Raw genomic sequence first — 25237 nt, forward strand, 5'->3', positions numbered from 1 at the left:
CGTTAAGGTGCGGGATGGGGATCGCTCGGCTCGTCTGTCGGCTGCTATCCGCAGATATCATGTTGACGGTCCCTCCACCCTGGCTCCTACATACCGCGTAGGAGCCGGGAGGAACATACAAGCCCATGCTCGGCTGCTGTCCGGCCAGCCGAGCATGGGCTCGGCTCTACAGATCACGCTTCACGCGTTCTCGTGCGCGGCCACCGCGTCCATCACCCGTGCCGAATACACCAGCGCGGCGCCTGCATTGAGCGACACCGCCACGCCCAGTGCCTCAGCGATTTCCTCGCGGCTGGCGCCATGCTTCAGCGCTGCATCCACATGTACGGTGATGCAGCCATCGCAGCGGGTGGTCACCGCCACTGCCAGCGCGATCAGTTCGCGGGTCTTGGCATCCAGATGGTTGGTCTGGGCGCCGGCATTGGCCAGGGTCGCGTAGCCCTTGACCGTGTCCGGCGAGAGCTTGCCGATCTCGCCGATACGGCCCTTCAGTTCCTTGCGGTAGGCATTCCAGTCGAGCATGGTCGTGACTCCTGTGAAAGGAGCTCCACGCTACCACCGGCAATGGTGCGCCGATGCCTGCACCGGCGCGCCACACCGTTGCAGGCATACAAGGTTGTGCCGGCCATTGGCCGGCACGCCCGGGCTCAGCGATTGCGCAGCGCGTGTACCGCCGGCGCCACCTGGGCCTGGCGGTCCAGTTCCAGGCCAACCTGATCCAGCGCATCGGCCAATGCAGCGGCATCATCGTCGCGCAACGTGGCGTGGCCGACCTTGCGGCCCTCGCGCGGCTCCTTGCCGTAGTCGTGCCAGTGGCCGCTGGCCTGGGCCAGTACCGGTGCCGGGTCGGGCATCACGCCCAGCCAGTTCAGCATGCAGGCGTGACCCAGCATGCGGGTGCTGCCCAGCGGCAGGCCCAGCACGGCGCGCAGGTGATTCTCGAACTGCGAGGTTTCGCTGCCTTCGATGGTCCAGTGGCCGGAGTTGTGCACGCGCGGCGCCATCTCGTTGGCCAGCAGTTCGCCATCGCGGCAGAACAGCTCCAGCGCGAACACGCCGACGTACTGCAGGTGCTCGGCAACGCGGCGGGCATAGCCGATCGCGGCCTGCTGCTCGGTGTCGGCCAGCACGGCCGGGGCCACGCTGGCCGACAGCACGCCGTCGACATGCCAGTTGCCGGTGACCGGCCAGGCCTCGAAGCTGCCATCGCGGCCACGCACGGCAACCACGCTGACTTCGCGCTGGAAGGCCACGAAGCCTTCCAGGATCAGGCCGGTACGCTCGACCTGTGCACCCAGCGCATCCCACGCGGCATCGATGTCGGCCTCGTTGCGCAGGCGGAACTGGCCCTTGCCGTCATAGCCGAGGCGACGGGTCTTGAGGATGCACGGCAGGCCGAATTCGGCGGCCTTGGCGGCCAGTTCGTCGCGGCTGCGGATATCGGCGAAGGCCGGCAGCGGAATGCCCAGCTGCTGGAACAGGGTCTTCTCGCTGAGCCGGTCCTGTGCGACAGCCAGCGCCGACGGCGGCGGGTAGACCGGCACGCGGTCGGCCAGCCACTGCGCACTGTCGGCCGGCACATTCTCGAAATCGAAGGTGACCACATCGACCTTGGCAGCGAAGTCCGCCAGGGCCTGGCGGTCATCGAAGGCGCCCACGGTGAGCGGCGCCAGCGGGCCGCTGCAGGCATCAGCGGCCGGGTCATACAGTTCGAAGCGCAGCCCCAGCGGCGCACCGGCCAGGACCATCATGCGGGCGAGCTGGCCGCCGCCCAGGATGCCGACGGTCAGACTCATTGGCGCGGATCGTCGTGGGCCATCACGTCTTCGGTCTGGCGTGCACGGAAGGCATCGAGCGCCTGGCCGATCGCCGGCTGGTCGCTGGCCAGCATCGCAGCGGCGAACAGCGCGGCGTTGGAGGCGCCGGCGTTGCCGATGGCAAAGGTGGCGACCGGGATACCGGCCGGCATCTGCACGATCGACAGCAGCGAATCCATGCCGTTGAGGGCCTTGGACTGCACCGGCACACCCAGCACCGGCACGGCGGTCTTGGCAGCGATCATGCCCGGCAGGTGCGCGGCCCCGCCTGCACCGGCGATGATGGCCCGCAGGCCACGCGGGCCCGCCTGCTCGGCGTAACTGAACAACACATCCGGCGTCCGATGCGCGGACACCACCTTCACTTCGAACGGAACACCCAGGGCTTCAAGCTTCTGGGCGGCGTGCTGCATGGTTTCCCAGTCGGAACGGGAACCCATGACGATGCCGACAAGCGGCGCGATCGGGTTGGGGGTCATTGGCCGTCACCTGCCTTAAAGACGTATTCTAGCCATCTTCCACGCAAGACGAAGAACCATGGATCGCAAGCTGCTCGACCTGCTGGTGTCGCCGGACACCCGCCAGCCCCTGTCCCTGCTGGATGGCAAGGGCCTGGAAGCCCTCAACAAGGCCATTTCCGCCGGCGCGGTGACCAAGGCCGATGGCAACCCGCTGGCGCAGCCGCTGCGCGAGGCACTGGTCACCCGCGACCGCAAGCAGGTCTTCCGCGTGGACGATGGCATTCCGGTGCTGCTGGCCGAGGAAGCCATTCCCACCGCCCAGATCGCCGACTTCCCGGCCGCATGAGCGCGCTGCCGACGCCGGACGCGGCCGTTGTCGCCGCCGATGTCGCGCGTGCGCTGTCCGAGGACCTGGGCAGCGGCGACGTCACCGCTGCGCTGCTGCCCGACCAGGCCGACAGCGCTTACCTGCTGTGCAAGCAGGACGGAGTGATCGCCGGTCGCCCCTGGTTCGACGCCACCCACCGCGCACTCGACCCGGAGGTGCGCATCGAATGGCGTGTCTCCGAAGGTGACCCGGTCACTGCCGGCACCGTGCTGGCCCTGCTGCACGGGCGCAGCCGCAGTCTGGTCAGTGCCGAGCGCACCTCTCTGAATTTCCTGCAGACGCTGTCCGGCACCGCCACCACCACCGCCCGCTACGTAGCGGCAGTGGCCGGTACCGGCACGCGCATCCTCGACACCCGCAAGACCCTGCCCGGCCTGCGCCTGGCGCAGAAGTACGCGGTGCGCTGCGGCGGTGGCGAGAACCACCGCTTCGGCCTGTACGACACGGTGATGCTGAAGGAGAACCATATCCGTGCCGCCGGTTCGCTGGCCGCAGCGGTGGCCGCCGCACGCCGGCAGTGGCCTGCGCTGCCGCTGGTGGTGGAGGTCGAAGACCTGGCGCAGCTGCGCCAGGCGTTGGAAGCCGGGTGCGAACGCATCCTGCTGGACGACTTCAGCCCCGACCTGCGTCGCGAAGCCGTACGCATCACGGCCGGCCGCATTCCACTGGAAGTCTCCGGCAGCGTCGGCCTGGGCGGCCTGCGTTCGATCGCCGAAGACGGCGTGGACTGCATCTCCATCGGCGGGCTGACCAAGCATGTGCAGGCCATCGATCTGTCGCTGAAGCTGGGCCCGCCGCCGGCTTGAGGCCTGCGGGACGTTGTCGAGCCTACGCTCGGCTGCTTCTCGATCTGCGGCGCGCCCTGCACCCGCTTTGCGCGATGAGCCGGGCGTGGGCTCGGCTCTGCACGACCGGAACGCCTTCACGGCTCGGCTACGGCCGCCTCTGCGACGCTGCCGGCATCCCCCACAGGAGCCGTGCATGCGCCGGATGCTCTTGCCTGCCTGCCTGCTGCTGGCCGCGGCACCGTTGTCCGCAGCGGCCGCCGAAGCCTGCGATGTTCCGCCCCGCTTCGGCCTGAGTCCGTTGGCGGTGGCCATCCGCAACACCGCCTGCAATGAGCACCGGCTCTGGTACCGGCCCTTCATCGATCGTGAAGGCCGTGCCGCCAGCCTCAGCGTCACCGAGGCCGAAAGCGATCACCTGGCCGACAACGGACTGATCGCCTGGCAGCGCGTGGCTGGCTACTGGCGAAACAGCGGCACGCTCAACGCGATGGGCAGCATCGCCGGCGCCAGCAGCTGCCTGGCACCGCTGGGCACGCGCTACACCGACAGTGACTGCCGCGCGTTCCTGATCGACAACCCGTGGTCGGCCGCGTTCATCTCCTGGGTAATGGTGCAGTCCGGCGTTCCTGGCTTCAATACCTCGCCTCGCCACATCGACTACATCCGTGCCGCATACCAGGGCGGCCCCTCGGGCGTGCCGTACCGGCTGGTCGACCCGGCCACCGCCAAACCCGCGCCGGGCGACCTGCTGTGCTTCCTGCGCGACCGCAGCACCACGCTCAGCTACAGCGGGCTGGTGCAGGCGCTGGGCAACGGCTCGGTGGGCCACTGGAAGTCGCATTGCGAAGTGGTGGTGGCCGCCAACCTGGGGGGCGACCAGACCCTGTACCTGGTCGGTGGCAACGTGATGAACACCGTAGCGATGCGGCTGCTGCCGCTGGACCGCACCGGGCTGATCAAGCTGCCACCGGCGCGCGAACGCAACAGCACCGGCATCGACCCGAGCTGCACGCCAGGGCGCGAGGACGAATGCAGCTTCAACCGCCAGGACTGGGCAGCCCTGCTGCAGCTGACTGCAACCTCACCGCTGGTGATGCCCTCGCCCACTGCGACGCCGATGCAGCACACTCCGGCACCGCAACCGATCATCGTGCCCGCGCAGCCGGTGTCCAGCGAACCGCAGCCGCGGCGGTGAGTGCGGCGCTTGATCCAGCGCGCGTTCGCCGCCATCTTTGCGGGATCGACCTCTGACGGCTGACGCCATGCCTACCCTGCTGCTGTTGCTGATTGCCGGCGGAATCATCTACTTCTTCTGGAACGCGGCACGCTCGGCCGCAGAGCGCGCCGTTGAATTGGGCCGCAATGCCTGCCGCGCAGCTGATGTGCAATGGCTGGATCAGGCGGTGCACGCCACCGGCCTGCGCCTGTCGCGCGGCGAGGATGGCCGGCTTGGGTTCGAGCGCACCTTCAAGTTCGAGTATTCCTACGATGGCATCGATCGCCACGTGGGTCGCATGGTGCTGCGTGGCGACCAGTTGATCTCGTTCACCGGCCCCGGCGCGGCGCGGATCAGCCAGATCCGGCCGGATGCGGAGGATGCCGAGGATGTGTAAGGGCTGAAGGCGTGCCGACCAACGGTCGGCACCCACCGTTACTTGGTTACTTGACCACGCGCAGGTTCGGCCGCCCCTTCGGCGGCGGGCTGGCTGGCGGCGTATCGTCCGGCGGCGTGCCTTCCTCGTGCAGCAGTTCGTCGCTGGTCGGCGCGGTTTCGCTGCCCGGGATATCATCCGGCAGCGCCATGCCCTGCCCGGTCTCGCGGGCATAGACCGCCAGCACGGCGCTGATCGGCACCTGCACCGGGTAGCTGGTACCGGAGAAGCGCGCCGAGAAGCTCACCATCTCGTTGTCGATCATCAGCCGTACGACGGCGCGTTCGGCGATGTTGAGCACGACCCGGCCATCCTTGACCGCCGAAGGCGGCACCTGCACGCCGGGAACGCCGGCGTCGACCAGGATGTGCGGGGTCAGCTGGTTGTCGTTGATCCATTCCACCAGCGCCCGCAGCAGGTACGGGCGGTGGCTGGTCATGTGGAAGAAGTCTTCGGTCATGCGTGAAGTGTACGCGCCCGGCGCCCCGCCGGGGCGGATCGCCTGCACGCCGGTCGGCGTGCAGACGGGTAACGCGGGCCGGATCAGGCCGGCAGGTCGCGCAGCTTCTTTTCCTGCTCGGTCAGGCTGCGGACGAAACCGGGGTGGCGGAAGATGCGGTTACCGTAGTCCTCAATCGCCTTGCCATCCTTCGGAAGTGGCACATCCAGCGATTGCAGCCGCCAGATGATCGGGGCCATGGCGCAGTCGGCCAGGCTCATTTCCGGGTTGAGGAAGAACTTGCTGGCCTTGAACAGCGGCAGCGAGGCGGTCAGCAGTTCCTTCAGGCGCTTGCGCCCGGCCTCGGCCTGGGTCTTGTTGCCCAGCTGGATGGCCTGCACCTGCGGCACCCAGTCGTGCTCGATGCGCAGCATCGCCAGACGGATGCGCGCACGCGACAGCGGATCGACCGGCATCAGCGGCGGATGCGGGTAGCGCTCGTCCAGGTACTCGCTCACCACCGACGCGGCGTAGAGCACCAGCTCGCGCTCCACCAGGGTCGGCACCGAGTGGTACGGATTGAGATCGATCAGGTCTTCGGGCGGGTTCTGCGGATCGACCGGAACGAAGTCGAAGGTGACGCCCTTGGCCGCCAGGACCAGGCGCACCCGGTGGCACAGCACATCGTCGTTCGAGGAAAACAGCGTCAGTGTATTGCGCATGCGTACGCTCGCCGCCATCAAAGGCTCTCCCACGACAGGAGACCGCCTGCCGCATCGGCGCCGCCGGCACCGTGCCGACGGTCGACTCCTCGCCGAGTGTGCAACCGACCATCACAAAAGCCAATAGGCCCGTGCGATGGCCGGCGGCCGAATCAGTGGACGTCCTTCCAGTATTCCTTCTTCAGCAGGTACAGCAGGAAGGTCAGCAGGGCCAGGAACAGGATCACCCACACGCCCAGCTGCTGGCGCTTGAGCGCGGCCGGCTCGCCGGCGTATTCGAGGAAGTTGGTGATGTCGCGCACCGCCTGGTCGTACTGCCCGGCATCGACCGATCCCGGCGTTTCAATCTTCAGGCCGGTCACCGGCGGGTCCATGCCGGGGCCTTCGGCCTTGCCATGCACGGCGTGCTGCAGGCCCTGCATCTCCCACAGCGGGTTCGGCATGGAGGCGTTGGCGAACAGCGCGTTGTTCCAGCCCAGCGGCCGGCTGCTGTCCAGGTAGAACGACTTGAGGTAGGTGTAGACCCAGTCGCTGCCGCGCACGCGCGCGATCAGGCTGAGATCCGGCGGCATCTTGCCGAACCACTTCTCCGCGTTCTCCTTGGGCATCGCCACCGGGATCGGGTCGCCGATCGCCGAGCCGGTGAAGTTGAGGTTGTTCATCACCTCTTCCTCGGTCAGGCCCAGGTCCTGCGCCATCCGCGAATAGCGCAGGTACTTCAGCGCATGGCAGCCGGAGCAGTAGTTCATGTACAACTGTGCGCCGCGCTGCAGCGAGGCGCGGTCACCCAGATCGTTGCCTGCCTGCAGCAGCTTGGTGCCGCCCTCGGCGGCGGAGGCCAGGAAACTGCCCAGCATCAGGGTGGCCGCCAGGGCCAGCCGGACCATCCAGCGCTCAGTCATGCGTGGTCACCCTCTCCGGTACCGGCTTGGTCTTGTCCAACCGTGTCCATAGCGGCATGGTGATGAAGAAGGCGAAGTACAGGAAGGTCAGCACCCGCCCGATGTAGGTTTCATGCACGTCGGTGCCCGGGCCGGAGCCGATCACGCCCAGCCACACGAAGCACACCGCCAGCACGCCCAGCATCACCCTCGAGATCCAGCCGCGGTAGCGCACCGATTTCACCTTCGCCTTGTCCAGCCACGGCACCAGGAACAGGATCGCGATGGCCGAGAACATCACCAGCACGCCACCGAGCTTGTTCGGCACCACGCGCAACATCGCGTAGTACGGCGTGTAGTACCAGACCGGCTTGATGTGCTCCGGGGTGACCAGGCGGTTGGCCTCGGTGAAGTTGTCGTGCTCCAGGAACAGGCCGCCGAAACCAGGCGCGAAGAAGATGATGAAGGCGGCGATGATCAGCAGGAAGCCGGCGCCTACACCATCCTTGAGCGTGTAGTACGGGTGGAACGGAATACCGTCGGCCGGAGCGTTCGGCGACCAGCGGTTGCCCTTCGGCCCCTTCTTGATCTCCACGCCATCGGGGTTGTTCGAACCCACTTCGTGCAGCGCGCCCAGGTGCAGTACCACCAGCAGCAACAGCACCAGTGGCAAGGCGATGACATGCAGCGCGAAGAAGCGGTTGAGCGTGGCGTCACTGGGCAGGTAATCGCCCATGATCCACTCGGTCAGGCCGTTGCCGATCACCGGTATGGCACCGAACAGCGAGATGATCACCTTAGCGCCCCAGAACGACATCTGGCCCCACGGCAGCACGTAGCCCATGAAGGCTTCGGCCATCAACACCAGGTAGATCAGCATGCCGAGGATCCACACCAGCTCGCGTGGCTTCTGGTAACTGCCGTACAGCAGGCCACGGAACATGTGCAGGTAGACCACGATGAAGAACAGCGAGGCACCCGTGGAGTGCATGTAGCGGATCAGCCAGCCCCACTCCACGTCCCGCATGATGTACTCGATGGAGCCGAACGCCTCGGCGGCGCTGGTCTTGTAGTGCATCGTCAGGAAGATGCCGGTGACGATCTGGTTGACCAGCACCAGCAGCGCCAGCGAACCGAAGTAGTACCAGATGTTGAAGTTCTTCGGCGCGTAGTACTCGCTCACATGCTTGCGATAGACCGGCATCAGGCCCGGCGCGCGGGCATTGACCCAGTCGGCCACGCCGCTGGCGGTACGGCTGAGGATATTGGCCATCAGGCAGCCCCCTGCGGATCGACACCGATGATGATGGTGTTGTCGTCCTGGTAATGGTGCGCGGGCACCTTCAGGTTGATCGGCGCCGGCACGTCCTTGAAGACGCGTCCGGACATGTCGAAGCGCGACTTGTGGCAGGGGCAGAAGTAGCCGCCCTTCCACTGCGGGTCGTAGGGCTCAGGCCGGATTTCGGCGACCATTTCCGGCGAGCAGCCCAGGTGCGTGCACAGGCCGACCAGTACGGAGATGTCCGGCTTGATCGAGCGCAGTTCGGGGTTCTGCTTCAGCACGTAGTCCGGCTGCTGGTCCTTCTCGCCGGACTCGGGGTCCTTGAGACGGCCGTCCAGCCCATGCAGCGCATCGAGGATGGCCTTGGACCGCTTGACGATCCAGATCGGCTGGCCACGCCATTCCACGATCAGGCGTTGGCCTTCCTGCAGGGCGCTGATATCGGCCACCACCGGTGCGCCGGCAAGCTTGGCGCGGGCACTGGGGTTCCAGGACTTGATGAAAGGAACGGCGGTGAATCCGACGCCGACGGCGCCCACCACGGCTGTGGTGGCAGAAAGAAAACGCCGACGTCCGGTGTTGACTGGATCGTGTACCCCATCGTTGGCCATCCGGCACTCCGATATTGATTAGGTAGCTTTAAGGCTGCCAGCGGATCCGGTGGGGGCCAGAGCCGCATTGAATCGCGGTCGAGTGTAGCGGAACCGTCGCGCGCCACACAACGCATTGCAACAACATTGATTTTTGGGTTGCCGGCCAGCGACCGGCACTACCGGCTGCTTGCCGCTTCGCTCGCCAGGCATGGCCTGGCGCTACTGCTTGCTCAATGCGGTGCGGTAACGCTCGGCCAGCTGCCCGACCCGGCGCACGTAGTACTGCGTCTCGCTGTAGGGCGGCACGCCACCGTGGCGGTCGACCGCGCCCTCGCCGGCGTTGTAGCCGGCCGCAGCCAGGGTCAGGTCGCCATTGAAGCGCTTCAGCAACCACGCAAGATACTGCACGCCACCGCGGATGTTCTGCCCGGCATCATAGGAATCGCTGACCCCGAAGCGGGCCGCGGTCGGCGGCATCAGCTGCATCAGGCCCTGCGCGCCGGCGCGGCTGAGCGCGGTCGGGTTGTAGGCCGACTCGGCGTGGATGATGGCGCGCACCACGGCTTCTTCGACGCCGAACTCGCGTGCGGCCGAGGTGATCTCGGTCTGGAACGCGGTGGTGTTCAAGCGCACCGAACCGAAGTCCACGCGTGGGTTGACGCCACAGGCATAACAGCGCTCCATGAAACTGTAGCGGATGGTACGCACCGGGCCGAGGTTGGCGACCTGGGTTGGCCGCGCACTGGTGTAGTGGCGCACCCCATCCTTCATGAAGGAATAGACCTGGCCGCTGACCATCCGCCCGGCCCGCGAGGCCGTCGGTGCCGCAGCAGGCGCGGGGGCAGCAGGCGTCGACGCGACCGCAGTGGGCGCAGCGGCGCTGGCCGCCACGGCGACCGGATTGCGTTCGATGCTGGCCACGGTGGTCGGCGCAGGCTTCGGCGCGACCACCACAGGGCGCGGTGCCGGCCGGGTATCGCGGCTGTAGCTGATGCTGCTGCAGCGCGCGCCGGCCACTCGCTTGCTCACGTAGCTGGTGACCCCGTCGGCGCCCTGGCACTTGTACAGGGTGCCGGCGCTGGCCGGCGCAGCGGTCAGCGCAGCGATGATGATCGCCGTTGTCCCCAGTATCCCCTTCATCCCGCGAGTGTCCCAGCTTCGCCGGGGCTTGCCAAGCGACGTGGCTCAGCCTGTGACCGGCGGCACAGCCAGCACCTGGCCCAATCCGGCCAAACGCTGTGCCAGCTCATCGCGCAGGCCCGGCGGTGTGGTCCACAACGCCACCGGCACCCGGTCCAGGCTGAGGATCTGCGCCAGCATCATGCCGCGGCTCTCGGCGCCCATGCGCAACAGGCAATGGCCGGCACCATCAGCCTCCAGCACACCACACCACGGTGGGATGCGCCCTTCCAGCTCGGTGCGGCTGCCGGCCAGGCGGACGATGGCCTGCAGTGCGAACGGCGCCTGGCTGACCGCCTGCCGCACCATCACGTCCGGAGGGGCTGGCGTGCGCCGGTGCAGGCCCGGCTCGGAGCACTCACGTACGGCACCCATGCGGTCCACGCGCAGAGTGCGCCAGTCCTGCCGCCCCAGGTCCCAGGCAAGCAGATACCAGCGCCGCCCGTAATTGACCAGGTGCTGGGCCTCGACCTCGCGCTGGGTGACCGCGTCCTGAGCACTGCGGTATTCGAAGGCCAGCCGCGACGCCTGCCGACAGTGCTGGGCCAGCCGTCCGAGCAGGCGTGCGTCGGTGGACGGAAGGTCGGCCAGGGTGGCCGTCGCCGCATGCACCTCCCCGGCCTGCCGGCGGCGGCGGGTCGGCACCAGCGGGTCGAGCTTGGACAACAAGCCCCGCGCAGTGTCGTCGATGCCGGCGACGGTCGCAGACGCGGCACGCAGGGCGATGGCCAGGGTGGTTGCCTCCTCCTCGTCCAGCAGCATCGGCAATACCGGCGCCCCCGCCCCGAGCTGGTAGCCGCCGCCCACCCTTGACGAGGCGTGGACCGGGTAGCCCAGCTCGCGCAGGCGCTCGATATCACGGCGGATGCTGCGCCGGTCCACGCCCATGCGCTCGGCCAGCTCAGCCCCGGACCACTGGCGGCGGGCCTGCAGCAGGGCGATCAGGCGCAGCAGTCGATGGGCGGTATGGCGCATGAAGAATCGAGGACAGAAGTCGTCCGCAATAGTGCCCCAGGATGGCTTCCAGTTCACCACCCACCGCAAGGAGCAATGCCATGACCTCACGCCAGATCACCCTGTATCACGCCGCCCGATCCCGCTCGAGCGGCGCCGTGGCTCTGCTCGAAGCGCTGGGTGCCGACTACCGCATGCAGGTGCTGGACCTGAAAGCCGGCGCCAACCTGGCTCCGGCCTATCTGGCCATCAACCCGATGGGCAAGGTGCCGGCCATCGTCCACAACGGCGCACTGGTGACCGAGCAGGTCGCCATTTATCTGTACCTGGCCGACCTGTATCCGGAAGCCGGGCTGGCACCGCCGATCGGCGACGCCCTGCGCGGGCCCTACCTTCGCTGGATGGCCTTCTACGGCGCCTGCTTCGAGCCAGCGATGATCGACAAGGCGATGCACCGCGAGCCACCGCCGCGCCTGATGTCACCGTACAACGATGCGGACACCGTGCTGCAGGTGGTCGAGGCCCAGCTGGCACAGGGTCCCTACCTGCTCGGCGGGACGATGAGTGCCGCCGATGTGCTGTGGGGCAATGCGCTGGCCTGGACCACGGCCTTCGGCCTGGTGCAGCCTGCGCCGGCCACGGCTGATTACATTGCGCGGATGAGCGCGATGACCGCCTTCGACCGTTCGCGGCAGATCGATGCGGAGCTGGCAGCGGCATAAGCAGCGCCGGAGCAGCGCCGGCCGGCTTTCCTTGTAGAGCCGAGCCCACGCTCGGCTGGCTTCAGTAGAGCCAGGCCATGCCAGGCTGCCCCATGGGAAGCGGGAAGAGCAGCCGAGCGTGGGCTCGGCTCTACAAGGGCGCGGCGGCTGGCGCGGGATGCGGGTAGAATTGCCCGCTTTCCCGCCACCCGAATGGATTAAGCGCCATGACCGGGACGCCAGACGTCTTTCCGCCCGTCACGCCGGGCGGTACCCCGCTCGTTGCCCTGCCCGCTGGTCCGCGCAAGCCTGACCAGGTCAAGGGCAAGCTGTACATCAAGACCCACGGCTGCCAGATGAACGAGTACGACTCGGCCAAGATGGCCGACGTACTTGCCGCCAGCGATGGCCTGGAACTGACCGACAGCCCGGACGACGCCGACGTCATCCTGGTCAACACCTGCTCCATCCGCGAGAAGGCGCAGGAGAAGGTGTTCAGCCAGCTGGGCGTGTGGAAGGGCCTGAAGAACAAGGGCCGCGAGGTCATCATCGGCGTGGGCGGCTGCGTGGCCTCGCAGGAAGGCGAGGCGATCATCAAGCGCGCGCCGTTCGTTGACCTGGTGTTCGGCCCGCAGACCCTGCACCGCCTGCCGGAACTGATCCGCGCACGCCGCGAGCAGAAGCGCCCGCAGGTGGACATCAGCTTCCCCGAGATCGAGAAGTTCGACCGCCTGCCCGAGCCGCGCGCCGAAGGTCCCTCGGCATTCGTGTCGATCATGGAAGGCTGTTCCAAGTACTGCTCGTTCTGCGTGGTGCCCTACACCCGCGGCACCGAAGTCAGCCGCCCGTTCGAGGACGTGGTGGTGGAAGTGGCGCAGCTGGCCGCACAGGGCGTGCGCGAGATCAACCTGCTCGGCCAGAACGTCAATGCCTACCGAGGGCCTTATGGGGACGGCGAATTCGCCGACCTTGGCCTGCTGATCCGTACCATCGCCGAGATCGACGGCGTTGGCCGCATCCGCTTCACCACCTCGCATCCGCTGGAGTTCAGCGATTCGCTGATCGATGCGTTCCGCGACGTGCCGCAGCTGGCCAACTTCCTGCACCTGCCGGTGCAGGCCGGCAGCGACCGCGTGCTGTCGGCGATGAAGCGTGGTTACACCGCACTGGAATTCAAGTCGAAGATCCGCAAGCTGCGCGCGGTGCGCCCGGACATCTCGATCAGCTCGGACTTCATCGTCGGCTTCCCCGGCGAGACCGATGCCGACTTCGAGAAGACCATGAAGCTGATCGAGGACATCGGCTTCGACCACAGCTTCTCCTTCATCTATTCGCGCCGCCCGGGCACGCCAGCGGCCGATCTGGAGGACACGATCAGCGATGCCGAGAAGCACGCTCGCCTGTCGCGGCTGCAGGAGCGCATCAATGCGCACGCCGCCAGCATCTCGGAGAAGATGGTCGGTACCGTGCAGACCGTGCTGGTGGAAGGGCCGTCGCGCAAGAATCCGAACGAACTGACCGGCAAGACCGAGAACATGCGTTCGGTGAACTTCCCGGCGCCGGCGCGCCTGATCGGGCAGTTCGTGGATGTGGTGATCACCGAAGCGCTGACCAATTCGCTGCGCGGGCGCGTGGTGGCGGAATAAGGTGTGCCGACCAACGGTCGGCACCTACCGGAAATGATGCCGGCCAGCGGCCGGCACTACCGAATGACAGGCCTCAATCCAGGCGCTTGCGGAAACGCAGGATCGCCAGGGTCATCATCACCACGATGAAGGCCAGCAGCGCCAGTGCGTCGTGCCACAGCTCCCACAGCGAGGCGCCGCGCAGCATGATGCCGCGCACCAGGCGCAGGAAGTGGGTCAGCGGCAGCACTTCGGCCAGCCACTGCACCGGCCGCGGCATGCCGGCGAACGGGAACATGAAGCCCGACAGCAGGATCGACGGCAGGAACAGGAACAGGGTCATCTGCATCGCCTGGAACTGCGAACGCGCGCGCGTGGAGATCAGCAGGCCCAGCGCCAGGTTGGCCAGCACCAGCAGCACCGCGGCCAGGTAGATGTCGAGCAGGCTGCCGCGAATCGGCACCTGGAACAGCCAGGTGCCCAGCACCAGCACCAGCGTGGTCTGCAGCAGACCGATCGCTGCATAGGGCAGCACCTTGCCGACCATCAGTTCGCTGCGCGATACCGGCGTGGCGATCAGCAGTTCCATGTTGCCGCGCTCGCGCTCGCGCACCACCGCCACCGCCGTGAACATCACCAGGGTCATGGTCAGGATCACCCCGATCAGGCCGGGCACGATGTTCACCGCCGAGCGCCGTTGCGGGTTGTAGAAACTGGTCACGCTGACCTGGCCACCGGCAATGCTGCCTTCGCGCAGCGGCCGCGTATTGCTGGTCGGGCGCGTATCCAGTGGCACCTGCGCCAGCTGGATCGCCGCACTCTGCACCACGGTGTCGCTGCCATCGACCAGCACCTGCACTGCTTCGCGACCGTCGAAGCGGCGACGCTCGAAGTCGGCCGGCACCACGATGCCGACACTGATCTCGCCACGGCGCAGCGCCTGCATCAGTTGGTCGGGCGTGTACGCCTCGCTGCGCGGCGTGATCACGCCGGTGGCGACCATGTCCTGCACCAGCGCGCGCGAGGCGGCACTGTTGGCCTGATCGGCGACACCGGCGTCGAGGTGACGCAGGTTGAGATTGATCGCATAGCCGAACAGCAGCAGCTGCATCACCGGGATGCCGACGATCATCGCCAGCGTGATGCGGTCGCGCCGTAGCTGCCGCAGTTCCTTGAGCATGATCGCCCACAGCCTGCGCAGGTTCATTCCGCCGGCTCCCGGCCACGACCACGGGTGGCGGCCACGAACACGTCTTCCAGGTTCGGTGCCACCTTCTCGATGCTGGCCTGCGGGTCAGCACTGGCCAGCGCACGGCCCAGCACTGCGATGTCCGCCGCTCCCTCATTGCACAGCACGCGCAGATGGGTGCCGATCTGCGCCACGCTGAGCACGCCGGGCAGATCGGCCAGTGCGCGGCTGGCCAGGCGCGGCTGCGACGCGGTGACCTGCAGCGTGCGCCCTTCCAGCCGTGCGCACAGTTCGGCCGGGGTGCCGTCGGCCACCAGCGCGCCACGATCAAGGATCGCCAGGCGGTGGCAGCGCTCGGCCTCGTCCATGTAGTGGGTCGAGACCAGCACGGTGGTACCGGCGTCGGCAAGTTCAAACAGGGCCTCCCAGAAGTCGCGGCGTGACTCCGGGTCGACCGCGCTGGTCGGCTCGTCCAGGAACAGCAGTTCGGGCGAATGCACCACGGCGCCGGCCAGGGCCAGGCGCTGCTTCTGCCCGCCGCTGAGCGTACCGGCCAGCTGCGGCTGCCGGTCCTGCAACCGGTACCGCTGCAGCAGCGCATCGACCCGTTGCCGGGCCTGGTTGCGCGGCAGGCCCTGAATGGCGGCGAGGAATTCCAGGTTCTCGCGTACCGATAGGTCTTCGTACAGCGAGAAGCGCTGGGTCATGTAGCCGATGCGCCGGCGCAGTGCTTCGGCCTGCTCGGGAACCGCCAGGCCCAGCACCTCGATCTGCCCCGCACTGGGTTCCAGCAGGCCGCACAGCATGCGGATGGTGGTCGACTTGCCCGACCCGTTCGGGCCCAGGAAACCATAGACCTGGCCACGGGGCACGGTCAGGTCGACCTTGTCCACGGCCAGCAGATCGCCGAAGCGGCGGGTCAGGCCCTGCGCATGCACTGCGATGTCCGCACCGGTGTTCAGAAGCGCACCTGCACCGGCAGCCCGGCCGGAAGCGTCTGCATGTCGCTGCCTTCATCCACTTCGATCTCGGCGAGGTAGCTCAGGCGCTCGACGTCATCGCCGGTCAGTGCGTAGTACGGGGTGAAAGAAGGCTCGCTGCGGATCGCGCGCACATGGCCCTTCAGTACGGTGGTGCCCCCTCCCTCCAGCTGTATCTGTGCCGGCTGACCGACCTTGACCTGCAGGCGCAGCGGCTGCGGCAGGTAGACGCGCGCATAGGGGCGCTCGCCAACCAGCAGCACCGCCAGTGGCGCCCCGATCGGTGCCTGGTCACCCTGCCGGTACGGCAAGGCATCGATCACGCCATCGCGCGGTGCGCGCAGCTGCAGCTTCTGCAGGTTGACGCCCTGCACCACCTGCTGCGCCTGTGCGGCGTCGGCGGCCGCCTGGCCCTGGGCGATGTCCTGCGCGCGACTGCCGTGCACCCGTTCCAGCCAGGCCTGCTCGGCGGCACGCACGCTGGCCGCGGCATTGCCGGCGGCCGCCCGTGCACGGTCCAGCTCGGCGGCGGCGATCAGGCGCTGGCGTGCCAATGGTTGCACGCGCCGATAGTAGGCAGTGGCTTCAGCAGACTGCGCGCGCAACGCGGCCAGTTGTGCCTGGGCCTGTGCGATCTGTTCCTGCCGCGGGCCGAGCTTCAGCTCTTCCAGCTGGGCCTGCGCGCGCGCCGTGTCGGCCTGCGCCACCGCGAACTGCGCGTCGCCGCGGGCGGGGTCGAGCTGCATCAGCACGGCCCCGGCCTTGACCCGCTGGCCCTCGCGCACCTCCAACGTGGCGATCACCTCGGCCGCCGGCGCCGGCACCGTGATCCGGTCCCACTCCAGTGTGCCCAGCGCCGTTGGCGTTGACTGCCCACAGCCTGCCAGCAGGCCGATGGCCGCCAGCCCGAGTCCACGCATCCCGTTGCCGATGCCCATACCATCCCCTCCTGCGACGGCGACACGGTGCCAGCTGCCCCGTGCACCCTCAATGATTCCGATCAGCCCTGACGGTTTTTTCGCCACGTACGGGCGAGCCTTTTGCTGCAAGGCTCCTCTCCACCTATCCACAGCTTGATTCAGCATCATTCCACAGCTGGTGTGGAGAACCGAACGGGGGCGGCCGTACTGGGTGCCTGGCAGCGGAAGATGCGCTGCCGTCACAGGAGCCGGCCGGCTGTGACGGTTTTTTCACCACCGCCTCATACGCCTTGTGGCACAAGCACTGCGAAGGCCTATCCACAGGTTTTCGCGCCCCCCGTCCACACCGGGTGTGGAAAACCGCGTATCGGCCTGCTGCTGGCCGCATGCCCGGTACGCGCGTAACCTTGTCATCCCAAGTCCATCGCGGTGGACGGCGAACCCGCCCCACCCCAAGCAATGAAAAGCATCGATCATCGAGACTTCACCCTGTCGCCGGAAGACAACGAGCGATTGGCCAACCTGTGCGGCCCCTTCGACGGGCACCTGCGCCAGATCGAGCTGAAGCTCGGCGTGGAGATCGCAAACCGTGGCTTCGTGTTCCGCATCAGCGGGCCCAATGAAGCCATCGTGGAGGCGCAGAAGCTGGTTGAAGCGCTGTACGCCGAAGCCGGCGAGACCGTCTTCGACAACCACGCCATCCATCTGCGCCTGGCGCAGGCCAATGTCGAGCAGATCGCCGAACGCTCCTACGAAGCGCAGGAGGTCGCGATCAAGGTCAAGCGCGGTACGGTACGTGGCCGTGGCGCCAATCAGTCCCGCTACCTGCACCAGATCGCCACCCACGACATCAACTTCGGCATCGGCCCGGCCGGTACCGGCAAGACCTTCCTGGCCGTGGCCAGCGCGGTCGAAGCACTGAACGAATCGCGGGTGCAGCGCCTGATCCTGGTGCGCCCGGCGGTGGAAGCCGGCGAGAAGCTGGGCTTCCTTCCAGGCGACCTGAGCCAGAAGGTCGATCCCTACCTGCGACCGTTGTACGACGCCCTGTACGAGATGATGGGCGTGGAGAAGGTGGTCAAGCTGCTGGAGAAAAACGTCATCGAGATCGCGCCGCTGGCCTACATGCGCGGCCGCACGCTCAACGATGCATTCGTGATCCTGGACGAAGCACAGAACACCACCATCGAACAGATGAAGATGTTCCTGACCCGCCTGGGCTACGGCTCCACCGCGGTGGTCACCGGTGACCTGACCCAGACCGACCTGCCCAAGCACGTGAAATCCGGTCTGCGCGACGCCATCGATGTGCTGCGTGAAGTCGAGGGCGTCAGCTTCACCTTCTTCGAATCCCGCGACGTGGTCCGCCACCCGCTGGTCGCGCGCATCGTCAGCGCCTACGACCGCCGCGACCTGCATCAGATCCAGCCTGGAGCGACGCCATGACCCGTGGTCCCGTGCGACTGGACGTCGCCGTCAGTTATGCCCTGCCGCGTGCCGGCCTGCCGGCGGCCGTGAGCTTTCGCAAGTGGGTGGCCGCTGCGTTGAAGGGCCGCATCCGCGAGGCCGATCTGGCCATCCGCGTGGTCGATGCCAAGGAAGGCCAGTCGCTGAACCGCCATTACCGTGGCAAGGACTACGCCACCAACGTGCTCAGCTTCCCGGCCGAAGTGCCCGAAGGCCTGCCCAAGGGCGTCAAGTTTCCACTGCTCGGCGACCTGGTGATCTGCGCACCGGTGGTGGCCCGCGAAGCCGACGAACAGGGCAAGGCGCTCAACGCCCATTACGCGCACCTGACCGTGCACGGCGTGCTGCACCTGCTTGGCTGGGACCACGAGGACGACAAGGAAGCCGAGGCGATGGAACAGCTGGAGCGCGACATCCTGGCCGAGCTCGGCATCGCCGATCCCTACGCCGGCGAGCGCTGACGACCACGCACACCGGGTTCATCACGGAGGACAACCCCATCGCGCTGTTGCCCGCACTCATCGCCGCTCTTCTGCAGGTAACCACTGCCCCGGGCATCGACCCCGACCGGGAACGACCGTCGCCGTTCCCGGCCAGCGACAGCGCGGCCGACATTGCCGCCAAAGTCGCCGAGGTGCAGGCCTTCTTTGACGTCAGCCAACAGACGGCCCGCCAGGCGGTCGCCGAGGCGCAGCAGCACGCATTGATGGAACGCTTGAGGGCGCGCCACGCGGCACGCCTGGCCGGCATGTGGGTGGACAATGCGACGGGTTGGACCGTCGTCGTGCGATTGACTGGCCCAGCCTCCGAGGCGGATGAGACCCATCCAGGGGCGGACGGCCCGCAACGCGTGCGCTATATCATCGGCGCTTCAGTGACCGAAGCGGAGATGCAGCGCCGTCTTCAGGCGCAGCAGGGCTGGTTCATCCCGCAGCTGCCCGGTCTGACCGGCTATGGCCTGGACGTCATGACCGGTGAACTGGAGCTGGAACTCCGGGATACCGCTGGCGCGCGCGCAACGGCGGCGACCGTGCGCGACCACCTGCAGGCGCTGCTGGGCTACCCGGTCAGGCTGCGCTGGTACCCGGCGGCATCGCAGCGCCGATCGCCCTGACCCAGCCGGGCTGCAGGTGCCGGTCCGCGCGCTGCGCAATTGTTTGCCGCCTGGCATGGCGGCACAAGGAAACCAAGGATGACCTCGGGAAACAGCTTCACGGCGATTGCAATGAGTGCGGGCCTGTTCGCAGGCCTGCTGGTGCTGGGCGCGTACACCGTGCGCCGCATCAGCGCCCGCGACCCCAGCGGCAGGCAGTGGCTGCTGCGCAGCCTGGCCCTGCTCTCGCCCTTGTGCCTGCTGGCCGGGCTGGCGACCGGCATGATCGGCCCACACCTCACGGGTAGAGCAGAACCCGTCCACCTGCCCGGGCTGTGGGAAACGTCGATGGTGCTGGTACTGGTCGGTGCCTTGACCCTGCCGGTGCTGTGGCGAACGCTGCTGCAGCAGCGGCTTGGCAGGCCGGTCAACGCGCTTCCGTTCTTCCATGCGAGCCGCACCTCGTTGCTGGTGCTGTTCGTGCTGGCCGTGATCTACGTGAAAGTGGCCAGGACAGCCGCATCGGAAATGTTGCCCTGGCTGACCAGCCCGGGCCTGTGGCCGGCGGTGGTGCGCATCGCGGGGCAATCGATGCAGATCACCATGCTCGCGGTCGTGTTTACCCTCTCACTGATGGTCGTGCGGCGGGCGATGACCGGTTTCCTGCGCCTTCTCATCGGGCTGTTCAGGCGCTCACCGGAGCTATGATGGGTGCCCTTCGCCTGCGGAAACCGCCCGTGTCACTGCGCTGCTGCCTGCCCCTGCTGTGTGCCCTTGCGGTCCCATCCGCCTTCGCTTCCAGCGTCGACCTGCCGGCCCTGATCGAATGCCGCCAGGGCGTGGCCGAGCAGGCCGCGCTGGCGCCGCTGCTGGCCGATCCGCTGAAGGCCGTGGCCCAGGGCCTGCAGCCGCTGCCGCAGGGCAACCAGTTCATGAGCGAGTTCCGGCTGGCCAGCCCGATCACCGTCTTCGGCCAACAGACCGATCGGGTGGCGGTGGCCGGCGCCAGCGTCATGGCCGTCCTCGACCAGGCCGACCCACGCCCGCTGGCCAAACGGCTGGAATTGGAGACCGGCTACGACCAGGACGGCAAGTTCATGGCCGGCCGCGAGCTGGTCAGCCGCGACGTGACCGACCCGAAGACCGGCGAGGCCCAGATCGAGTCGATCATCCTCAGCGTCTCCACCGTGGCCTCCCACCCGGGCAAGACCCTGGCCGGCTGCACCTACAGCCTGGACCTGCCCGAGGAGGAGCCGGCCGCGGCCGCCCCAGCCCCGGCCACCGGCAGTCACTGACAGGCCGTCACATCCTGCTAGACTTGGGTCAACGCCCGGCCTGCCGGGTGCCTTTTTTCCAGAGATGTCAGAAGACGACAGTAGTAGCTCCCCTGCGGAGCACAGTGAAAAGAAGCGCGGCTGGCTTGAACGCCTGACCTCCGCCTTCTCCGGCGAACCCCATACCCGCGACGAGCTGGTCGCTGTCCTGCACACCGCGCAGGAAGAAGGCCTGATCGCCGCCGATACCCTGAAGATGATGGAAGGCGCCATTTCGGTGGCCGAGCTGACCGTGGGCGACGTGATGATCTCGCGCTCGCAGATGGTCTCGCTGCCGGTTGAAGCGCCCTTCCTGGAACTGATGAAGCAGGTGGTCGAATCCGGCCATTCACGCTTCCCGGTACACGGCGAGAACAAGGACGACATCCTTGGCATCCTGCTGGCCAAGGACCTGCTGCGCGGCGTGGTCGCCGACAACGGCCCGGCCAACGTACGCGAGCTGCTGCGCCCGGCAGTGCTGATTCCGGAGGCGAAGAAGCTCAACGTGCTGCTGAAGGAGTTCCGCCTGTCGCGCAACCACATGGCCATCGTGGTCGACGAGTACGGCGGTGTCGCCGGCCTGGTCACCATCGAGGACGTGCTGGAACAGATCGTCGGCGAGATCGACGACGAGCATGACGAGGCCGAGGACCCGTCGGCGCAGATCGCCATCCAGTCCGACGGACAGTACGTGGTCGACGCGCTGACCCCGATCGGCGACTTCAACGAGCGTTTCGGCGCAATGTTCTCCGACGAGGATTACGACACGATCGGTGGCCTGGTCACCGAGGCCGTGGGCCATCTGCCGGAAGTCGGCGATGAGCTGGCACTGGACCGCTTCATGTTCCGCGTGGCCCGCGCCGATGCGCGCCGGGTACAGGCCTTCCACGTGACCGTGCTGCCGCCGGACGCGCAGGACGACGCTTGAAGCGCCGCGGCCTGATCCTCATGGTGTGGCTGACACTCTACGTGTTGGCCATGGCCCTGCCGCTGGCCGCCTTCGCGCAGCCGGCGCCGGCCACACCTGCCGTGCCAGCGGCCAGCGCTGAAGCCCCTGCTCCGCGCATCGGCGTGGTGACCATGCAGCCGGGCACGGTGTTCTTCGAACGCTTCGGCCATGACGCCATCGTGGTGGTCGATCCGCTCAGCGGCGACGCAACCTCGTACAACTTCGGCTACTTCGACCCCTCCGAGGACGATTTCATCAGCCGCTTCGCACGTGGCGACATGATGTATTACCTGGTGGCGCTGCCGCTGCAACAGGACCTGTCGTACTACGACGAGACCGGCCGCGGTGCCAGCGTGCAATGGCTGGACCTGCGCCCGGACCAGGCGCGTGCGCTGGCCGCTGACCTGGCCGAGCGGGCCAAGCCGGAAAACGCGCGCTACCACTACGACTATTACACCGCCAATTGCGCCACGATGGTGCGCGACACCCTCGACAAGGCGTTGGGTGGTGGCCTGCAGTCGCAGCTGTCGGGGCGCTCGCGTGGCAACACCTATCGCAGTGAATCGGTCCGTCTGGCCTCGCCGGCACCCTGGATGTGGCTGGGCTTCGATGTGGGCCTGGGGCCGTTCGCCGACCAGCCGCTGTCGCGCTGGCAGGAAGCGTTCGTCCCGATGCGCCTGGCCGATGCCCTGCGCCAGGCACGCAACAGCGATGGCCGGCCGCTGGTGCAGGCCGAACAGGAACTGTTGCCGCACCGCATCGATCCGGAGCCGAAGGAGTTCGCACGCCGCTGGTGGCCGTGGCTGCTGTGCGGCCTGGTGATCGCCGCTGGCGTGCTGGCGCTGCGCAACCGCCCGCGCCTGCTGGCCGGGCTGGCACTGCCGTTCTGGCTGCTGTGCGCTCTGTTGGGTGGCGTGCTGGTGTTCCTGTGGGGCTTCAGCATCCACTACGCCGCGTGGGCAAACCGCAACCTGCTGCTGCTTTCGCCGCTGGCCGTGCTGCTGCTGCCCGGTGCGATCGCGCTGCTGCGCCGGCGCCTGCCGGGACGCATGTTCAGCATCATGTTGTGGCTGCTGGCGGTACAGGCGGTGGCCGCACTGGTGCTGCACTGGCTGAGCCTGCAGGCCCAGTACAACGTGCAGTGGATCGTGCTGCTGCTGCCGGTGCACGCGGCCCTGGCGTGGGTGCTGGGGCGCCGTCCTCACTTGTCCGAAACACGGCCCTGACGCACGATGGCGGGCATGTCATTGCCCGCCTCCGCTTCCGCCCCGGCTTCGGCCAACCCTACCTGCGTCATCAACTGCGTCCACTACGATGACGAGGGCAAACGCCACGACATCAGCCTGGACGCCATCAGCGATGTCATCGCCAGTGGCAATGGCTTCGTGTGGGTCGGCCTGTACGATCCCAACGACGATGTGCTGCTGAAACTGCAGGAAGAATTCTGCCTGCACGACCTGGCCATCGAAGACGCGCGCAACGCACACCAGCGGCCCAAGGTCGAGGCCTACGGCAATTCGCTGTTCGTGGTGGTGACCACCGCGCAGATGGTCGACGAGCGCATCCAGTATGGCGAAACCCATGCCTTCCTCGGCCCGCGCTTCCTGGTGACGGTGCGCCACGGCGCCTCGCTGTCCTACGCGCCAGTGCGCGCACGCGTCGAGCGCGAGCCGCAGCTGCTGAAAATGGGCCCGTCGTACTGCCTGTATGCGGTGACCGACTTCGTGGTCGACAACTACCTGCCGATCGTGCACCGCTTCCGCGATACCCTGGACCTGCTGGAGAAGGACATCTTCGCCGAGAATTACAAGCGCAGCACCGTGGTGCGCCTGTACGAGCTCAAGCGCGAACTGAACAAGATGCGCATGGCAGTGGCGCCACTGCAGGACGTGCTTGCGCAGCTGCGCCGCTACCAGGGCGAACTGATCCCGGACGAAGTGAAGCTGTACGTGCGTGACGTGCATGACCATGCGGTGCGCATCAGCGATGTGATCGACACCCTGCGTGAGATGCTGGGCACCGCGCTGAGCGTGAACCTTTCGCTGGTGACACTGGCGCAGGGCGAGACGGTCAAGCGGCTGGGTGCGTGGGCCGCACTCTTGGCGGCGCCGACGCTGATCACCAGCTGGTACGGCATGAACTTCAGCCACATGCCGGAGCTGAGCCAACCGTGGGCCTACCCACTGATGATCGTTGGCGTGGGCGGCGTCTGCGTAGGGCTGTACCGGCTGTTCAAGCGCGCGAAGTGGTTGTAGCGCGTATCGACCAACGGTCGATACCCACCATGCACGGGGGGCGTCGATACCCCGCAATCCGGTAGGCCCCGACCGTTGGTGGTGGCACATGACCCGCTTCTGGTAGTGCCGGCCGTTGGCCGGCAATCAGGGCAATGCGGGCCAGCGACCGGCACTACCGCTCGGGATCAAGCCACGTAGACCGTCTTGATGTTCATGAACTCATGGATGCCATGGTCAGCCAGCTCCCGACCAAAGCCTGACTGCTTGCTGCCGCCGAACGGCAGCCGCGCGTCGCTCTTGACGATGGCGTTGACGAACGCCGCACCGCATTCCATGCGCTGCGCGAAGCGCTCGCCGCGTACCGGATCGCCGGTCCACACGCTGCCGCCCAGGCCGAAGCGGGTGTCGTTGGCCACGCGCAGTGCCTCGGCCTCATCCTTGACCCGGATCACCGCGGCCACCGGCCCGAACAGCTCCTCGTCATACGCCGGCATGCCCGGGCCGACCTGGTCGAGCACCGTGGCCGGATAGCCGGCATGGGTGCCGGCTATCGGCTCACCACCGATCAGCACCTGCGCGCCCTTGGCCACGCTGGCCTGCACCTGCTTGTGCAGTTCGTCACGCAGGTCGGCGCGAGCCATCGGTGCCAGCGTGGTGCCAGGCTTATCGGGATCGCCGTACTGGCGCTCGCCCGCCGCCTCCACAAAGCGACGGGTGAACTCATCGGCCACCGCCTCGACCACGATGAAGCGCTTGGCCGCGATGCAGGTCTGGCCGCTGTTGTCGAAGCGCGACTTCACCGCTGCGGCCACGGTCTTGTCGAGGTCGGCATCGTCGAGCACCACGAAGGCATCGCTGCCACCCAGCTCCATCACCGACTTCTTCAGCTGGCTGCCGGCATTGGAGGCGATCGAGCGCCCTGCCCGCTCGCTGCCGGTCAGCGTCACCGCCTTCACCCGTGCGTCGCGCAGCACATCGGCGGCCTGGTCGTTGTCGATGTGCAGCACGTCGAACACGCCATCAGGCAGGCCGCCGTCACGGCACACCGCCAGGATCAGGTCGGCGCACTGCGGCACGTTGCTGGCGTGCTTGAGCAGGGCGACGTTGCCAGCCATGAACGCCGGGGCGAGGAAGCGGAACACCTGCCAGATCGGGAAATTCCACGGCATCACCGCGAACACGCAGCCGATCGGCTCGTAGCGCACGTAGCTGCGCTGGGCTTCGGTATCGATCAGCTGCGGCTTGAGATAGTCGGCGGCGTGGTCGGCGTAGTACTCGCAGGCCGCCGCGCACTTGTCGACCTCGGCCAGCGCCTCGGCCTTGAGCTTGCCCATCTCGTGGGTCATCGCCTGCTGCAGGTCGTCGCGGCGCGTGCGCAGCTGCGCCGCGATCTGGCGCAGGATCACGCCGCGTTCCTGCAGTGAACGCTCGGCCCAGCCGGGGAAGGCATCGGCGGCGGCCTGCAGGCGCTGCTCGATGTCGGCAGCGCCCATCAGTTCATGGCGGTAGGTCACCTGGCCGGTGGCCGGGTCGACGATCTCGACGGTCATGGGGGATCTCCATCTGGAAGACCCCCATTGTGCGCCGCCGGCCGTGAGCCGGGTGTT

28 protein-coding genes are annotated in these 25237 nt (G+C 67.3%); 14 read left to right on the forward strand and 14 right to left on the reverse strand.

Features of this window, described 5'->3' with window-relative positions; translation table 11 throughout:
• Positions 1 to 180: 180 nt before the first annotated feature.
• The 3 genes from AC5P6A_RS00005 to purE form a co-directional block, all read right to left on the reverse strand.
• A complete protein-coding gene (locus tag AC5P6A_RS00005; protein ID WP_019659022.1) occupies positions 181 to 522 on the reverse strand; it encodes a carboxymuconolactone decarboxylase family protein in 342 nt (113 codons plus the stop codon).
• A gap of 125 nt (positions 523 to 647) precedes the next feature.
• Positions 648 to 1796 (reverse strand): 5-(carboxyamino)imidazole ribonucleotide synthase, encoded by a 1149-nt coding sequence (locus AC5P6A_RS00010; RefSeq protein WP_346714708.1) that lies wholly within the window; start codon positions 1794 to 1796, stop codon positions 648 to 650.
• Entirely contained in the window at positions 1793 to 2296 is a 504-nt protein-coding gene (purE, locus tag AC5P6A_RS00015) for a 5-(carboxyamino)imidazole ribonucleotide mutase (protein ID WP_005412808.1), read from the reverse strand. Before purE ends, AC5P6A_RS00010 begins: the two co-directional genes overlap by 4 nt.
• A gap of 58 nt (positions 2297 to 2354) precedes the next feature.
• On the opposite strand from purE, the gene AC5P6A_RS00020 reads away from it, so the two are divergent.
• From AC5P6A_RS00020 to AC5P6A_RS00035, 4 genes are all read left to right on the forward strand, one after another.
• Positions 2355 to 2624, forward strand: coding sequence for a Trm112 family protein (locus AC5P6A_RS00020; protein WP_019659024.1), 270 nt, complete (start codon positions 2355 to 2357; stop codon positions 2622 to 2624).
• Entirely contained in the window at positions 2621 to 3472 is an 852-nt protein-coding gene (nadC, locus tag AC5P6A_RS00025) for a carboxylating nicotinate-nucleotide diphosphorylase (protein WP_346714707.1), read from the forward strand. Before AC5P6A_RS00020 ends, nadC begins: the two co-directional genes overlap by 4 nt.
• Positions 3473 to 3647: 175 nt before the next feature.
• Complete coding sequence (locus AC5P6A_RS00030) at positions 3648 to 4649, forward strand: DUF2272 domain-containing protein (protein ID WP_019659026.1); 1002 nt, start codon at positions 3648 to 3650, stop codon at positions 4647 to 4649.
• Between the two features lie 67 nt (positions 4650 to 4716).
• Entirely contained in the window at positions 4717 to 5067 is a 351-nt protein-coding gene (locus AC5P6A_RS00035; RefSeq protein WP_049423257.1) for a DUF3301 domain-containing protein, read from the forward strand.
• Between the two features lie 46 nt (positions 5068 to 5113).
• On the opposite strand, the gene AC5P6A_RS00040 is transcribed toward AC5P6A_RS00035, so the two are convergent.
• The 7 genes from AC5P6A_RS00040 to AC5P6A_RS00070 all read right to left on the reverse strand — a co-directional run bounded on the left by AC5P6A_RS00040 (position 5114) and on the right by AC5P6A_RS00070 (position 11177).
• Positions 5114 to 5566, reverse strand: coding sequence for a ClpXP protease specificity-enhancing factor (locus AC5P6A_RS00040; protein WP_019659028.1), 453 nt, complete (start codon positions 5564 to 5566; stop codon positions 5114 to 5116).
• Positions 5567 to 5649: 83 nt separating this feature from the next.
• Complete coding sequence (locus tag AC5P6A_RS00045; protein ID WP_021203577.1) at positions 5650 to 6285, reverse strand: glutathione S-transferase N-terminal domain-containing protein; 636 nt, start codon at positions 6283 to 6285, stop codon at positions 5650 to 5652.
• Positions 6286 to 6419: 134 nt separating this feature from the next.
• On the reverse strand, positions 6420 to 7169 hold the full coding sequence (locus AC5P6A_RS00050) for a cytochrome c1 (RefSeq protein WP_058979545.1): 750 nt from the start codon (positions 7167 to 7169) through the stop codon (positions 6420 to 6422).
• On the reverse strand, positions 7162 to 8421 hold the full coding sequence (locus AC5P6A_RS00055; RefSeq protein ID WP_019659030.1) for a cytochrome b: 1260 nt from the start codon (positions 8419 to 8421) through the stop codon (positions 7162 to 7164). The genes AC5P6A_RS00050 and AC5P6A_RS00055 overlap by 8 nt, the downstream gene beginning before the upstream one ends.
• Positions 8421 to 9041, reverse strand: coding sequence for a ubiquinol-cytochrome c reductase iron-sulfur subunit (gene petA, locus AC5P6A_RS00060; RefSeq protein WP_004151998.1), 621 nt, complete (start codon positions 9039 to 9041; stop codon positions 8421 to 8423). The genes AC5P6A_RS00055 and petA overlap by 1 nt, the downstream gene beginning before the upstream one ends.
• A 201-nt stretch (positions 9042 to 9242) precedes the next feature.
• Complete coding sequence (locus AC5P6A_RS00065; RefSeq protein ID WP_171952236.1) at positions 9243 to 10163, reverse strand: lytic transglycosylase domain-containing protein; 921 nt, start codon at positions 10161 to 10163, stop codon at positions 9243 to 9245.
• Positions 10164 to 10208: 45 nt separating this feature from the next.
• Positions 10209 to 11177, reverse strand: coding sequence for a helix-turn-helix transcriptional regulator (locus AC5P6A_RS00070; RefSeq protein ID WP_346714706.1), 969 nt, complete (start codon positions 11175 to 11177; stop codon positions 10209 to 10211).
• 80 nt (positions 11178 to 11257) lie between these two features.
• Between AC5P6A_RS00070 and AC5P6A_RS00075 the strand changes: the two genes are divergently transcribed.
• Both AC5P6A_RS00075 and miaB read left to right on the forward strand, forming a co-directional pair.
• Entirely contained in the window at positions 11258 to 11878 is a 621-nt protein-coding gene (locus AC5P6A_RS00075) for a glutathione S-transferase family protein (protein ID WP_058979542.1), read from the forward strand.
• A gap of 206 nt (positions 11879 to 12084) precedes the next feature.
• A complete protein-coding gene (gene miaB, locus AC5P6A_RS00080; protein WP_346714705.1) occupies positions 12085 to 13503 on the forward strand; it encodes a tRNA (N6-isopentenyl adenosine(37)-C2)-methylthiotransferase MiaB in 1419 nt (472 codons plus the stop codon).
• Positions 13504 to 13576: 73 nt separating this feature from the next.
• Here miaB and AC5P6A_RS00085 read toward each other — a convergent pair whose 3' ends face one another.
• The 3 genes from AC5P6A_RS00085 to AC5P6A_RS00095 are packed head-to-tail and all read right to left on the reverse strand — an operon-like array spanning position 13577 to position 16589.
• The gene (locus AC5P6A_RS00085) at positions 13577 to 14689 is read right to left on the reverse strand and encodes an ABC transporter permease (RefSeq protein ID WP_346714704.1); all 1113 of its coding nucleotides are present in this window, start codon (positions 14687 to 14689) and stop codon (positions 13577 to 13579) included.
• Positions 14686 to 15609, reverse strand: a complete 924-nt coding sequence (locus AC5P6A_RS00090) for an ABC transporter ATP-binding protein (protein ID WP_346714703.1) — start codon at positions 15607 to 15609, stop codon at positions 14686 to 14688. The genes AC5P6A_RS00085 and AC5P6A_RS00090 overlap by 4 nt, the downstream gene beginning before the upstream one ends.
• A gap of 20 nt (positions 15610 to 15629) precedes the next feature.
• On the reverse strand, positions 15630 to 16589 hold the full coding sequence (locus AC5P6A_RS00095) for an HlyD family secretion protein (protein WP_495222192.1): 960 nt from the start codon (positions 16587 to 16589) through the stop codon (positions 15630 to 15632).
• 441 nt (positions 16590 to 17030) lie between these two features.
• Here AC5P6A_RS00095 and AC5P6A_RS00100 point away from each other — a divergent pair, with 441 nt between their 5' ends.
• The 8 genes from AC5P6A_RS00100 (at position 17031) to AC5P6A_RS00135 (ending at position 23648) form a co-directional block, all read left to right on the forward strand.
• Positions 17031 to 18017, forward strand: a complete 987-nt coding sequence (locus AC5P6A_RS00100) for a PhoH family protein (protein ID WP_019659038.1) — start codon at positions 17031 to 17033, stop codon at positions 18015 to 18017.
• Positions 18014 to 18499 (forward strand): rRNA maturation RNase YbeY, encoded by a 486-nt coding sequence (gene ybeY / locus AC5P6A_RS00105; RefSeq protein WP_019659039.1) that lies wholly within the window; start codon positions 18014 to 18016, stop codon positions 18497 to 18499. Before AC5P6A_RS00100 ends, ybeY begins: the two co-directional genes overlap by 4 nt.
• Positions 18500 to 18546: 47 nt before the next feature.
• Positions 18547 to 19152 (forward strand): hypothetical protein, encoded by a 606-nt coding sequence (locus AC5P6A_RS00110; RefSeq protein ID WP_329841626.1) that lies wholly within the window; start codon positions 18547 to 18549, stop codon positions 19150 to 19152.
• 78 nt (positions 19153 to 19230) lie between these two features.
• Positions 19231 to 19839 carry a hypothetical protein gene (locus AC5P6A_RS00115; protein ID WP_111102039.1) on the forward strand — a complete coding sequence of 203 codons (609 nt, stop codon included), beginning with the start codon at positions 19231 to 19233 and terminating at the stop codon, positions 19837 to 19839.
• Entirely contained in the window at positions 19839 to 20426 is a 588-nt protein-coding gene (locus AC5P6A_RS00120) for a hypothetical protein (protein ID WP_021203565.1), read from the forward strand. The genes AC5P6A_RS00115 and AC5P6A_RS00120 overlap by 1 nt, the downstream gene beginning before the upstream one ends.
• A 64-nt stretch (positions 20427 to 20490) precedes the next feature.
• The gene (locus tag AC5P6A_RS00125; protein WP_019659043.1) at positions 20491 to 21372 is read left to right on the forward strand and encodes a CorC family transporter; all 882 of its coding nucleotides are present in this window, start codon (positions 20491 to 20493) and stop codon (positions 21370 to 21372) included.
• A complete protein-coding gene (locus AC5P6A_RS00130; protein ID WP_019659044.1) occupies positions 21369 to 22619 on the forward strand; it encodes a lipoprotein N-acyltransferase Lnb domain-containing protein in 1251 nt (416 codons plus the stop codon). Before AC5P6A_RS00125 ends, AC5P6A_RS00130 begins: the two co-directional genes overlap by 4 nt.
• A gap of 6 nt (positions 22620 to 22625) precedes the next feature.
• A complete protein-coding gene (locus AC5P6A_RS00135; RefSeq protein WP_134734922.1) occupies positions 22626 to 23648 on the forward strand; it encodes a magnesium and cobalt transport protein CorA in 1023 nt (340 codons plus the stop codon).
• Between the two features lie 167 nt (positions 23649 to 23815).
• Here AC5P6A_RS00135 and AC5P6A_RS00140 read toward each other — a convergent pair whose 3' ends face one another.
• Positions 23816 to 25180, reverse strand: coding sequence for an aldehyde dehydrogenase family protein (locus tag AC5P6A_RS00140; RefSeq protein WP_164144371.1), 1365 nt, complete (start codon positions 25178 to 25180; stop codon positions 23816 to 23818).
• Positions 25181 to 25237 lie beyond the last annotated feature (57 nt).

The sequence above is a fragment of the Stenotrophomonas sp. YJH_SMC_20 genome, from assembly GCF_059367845.1.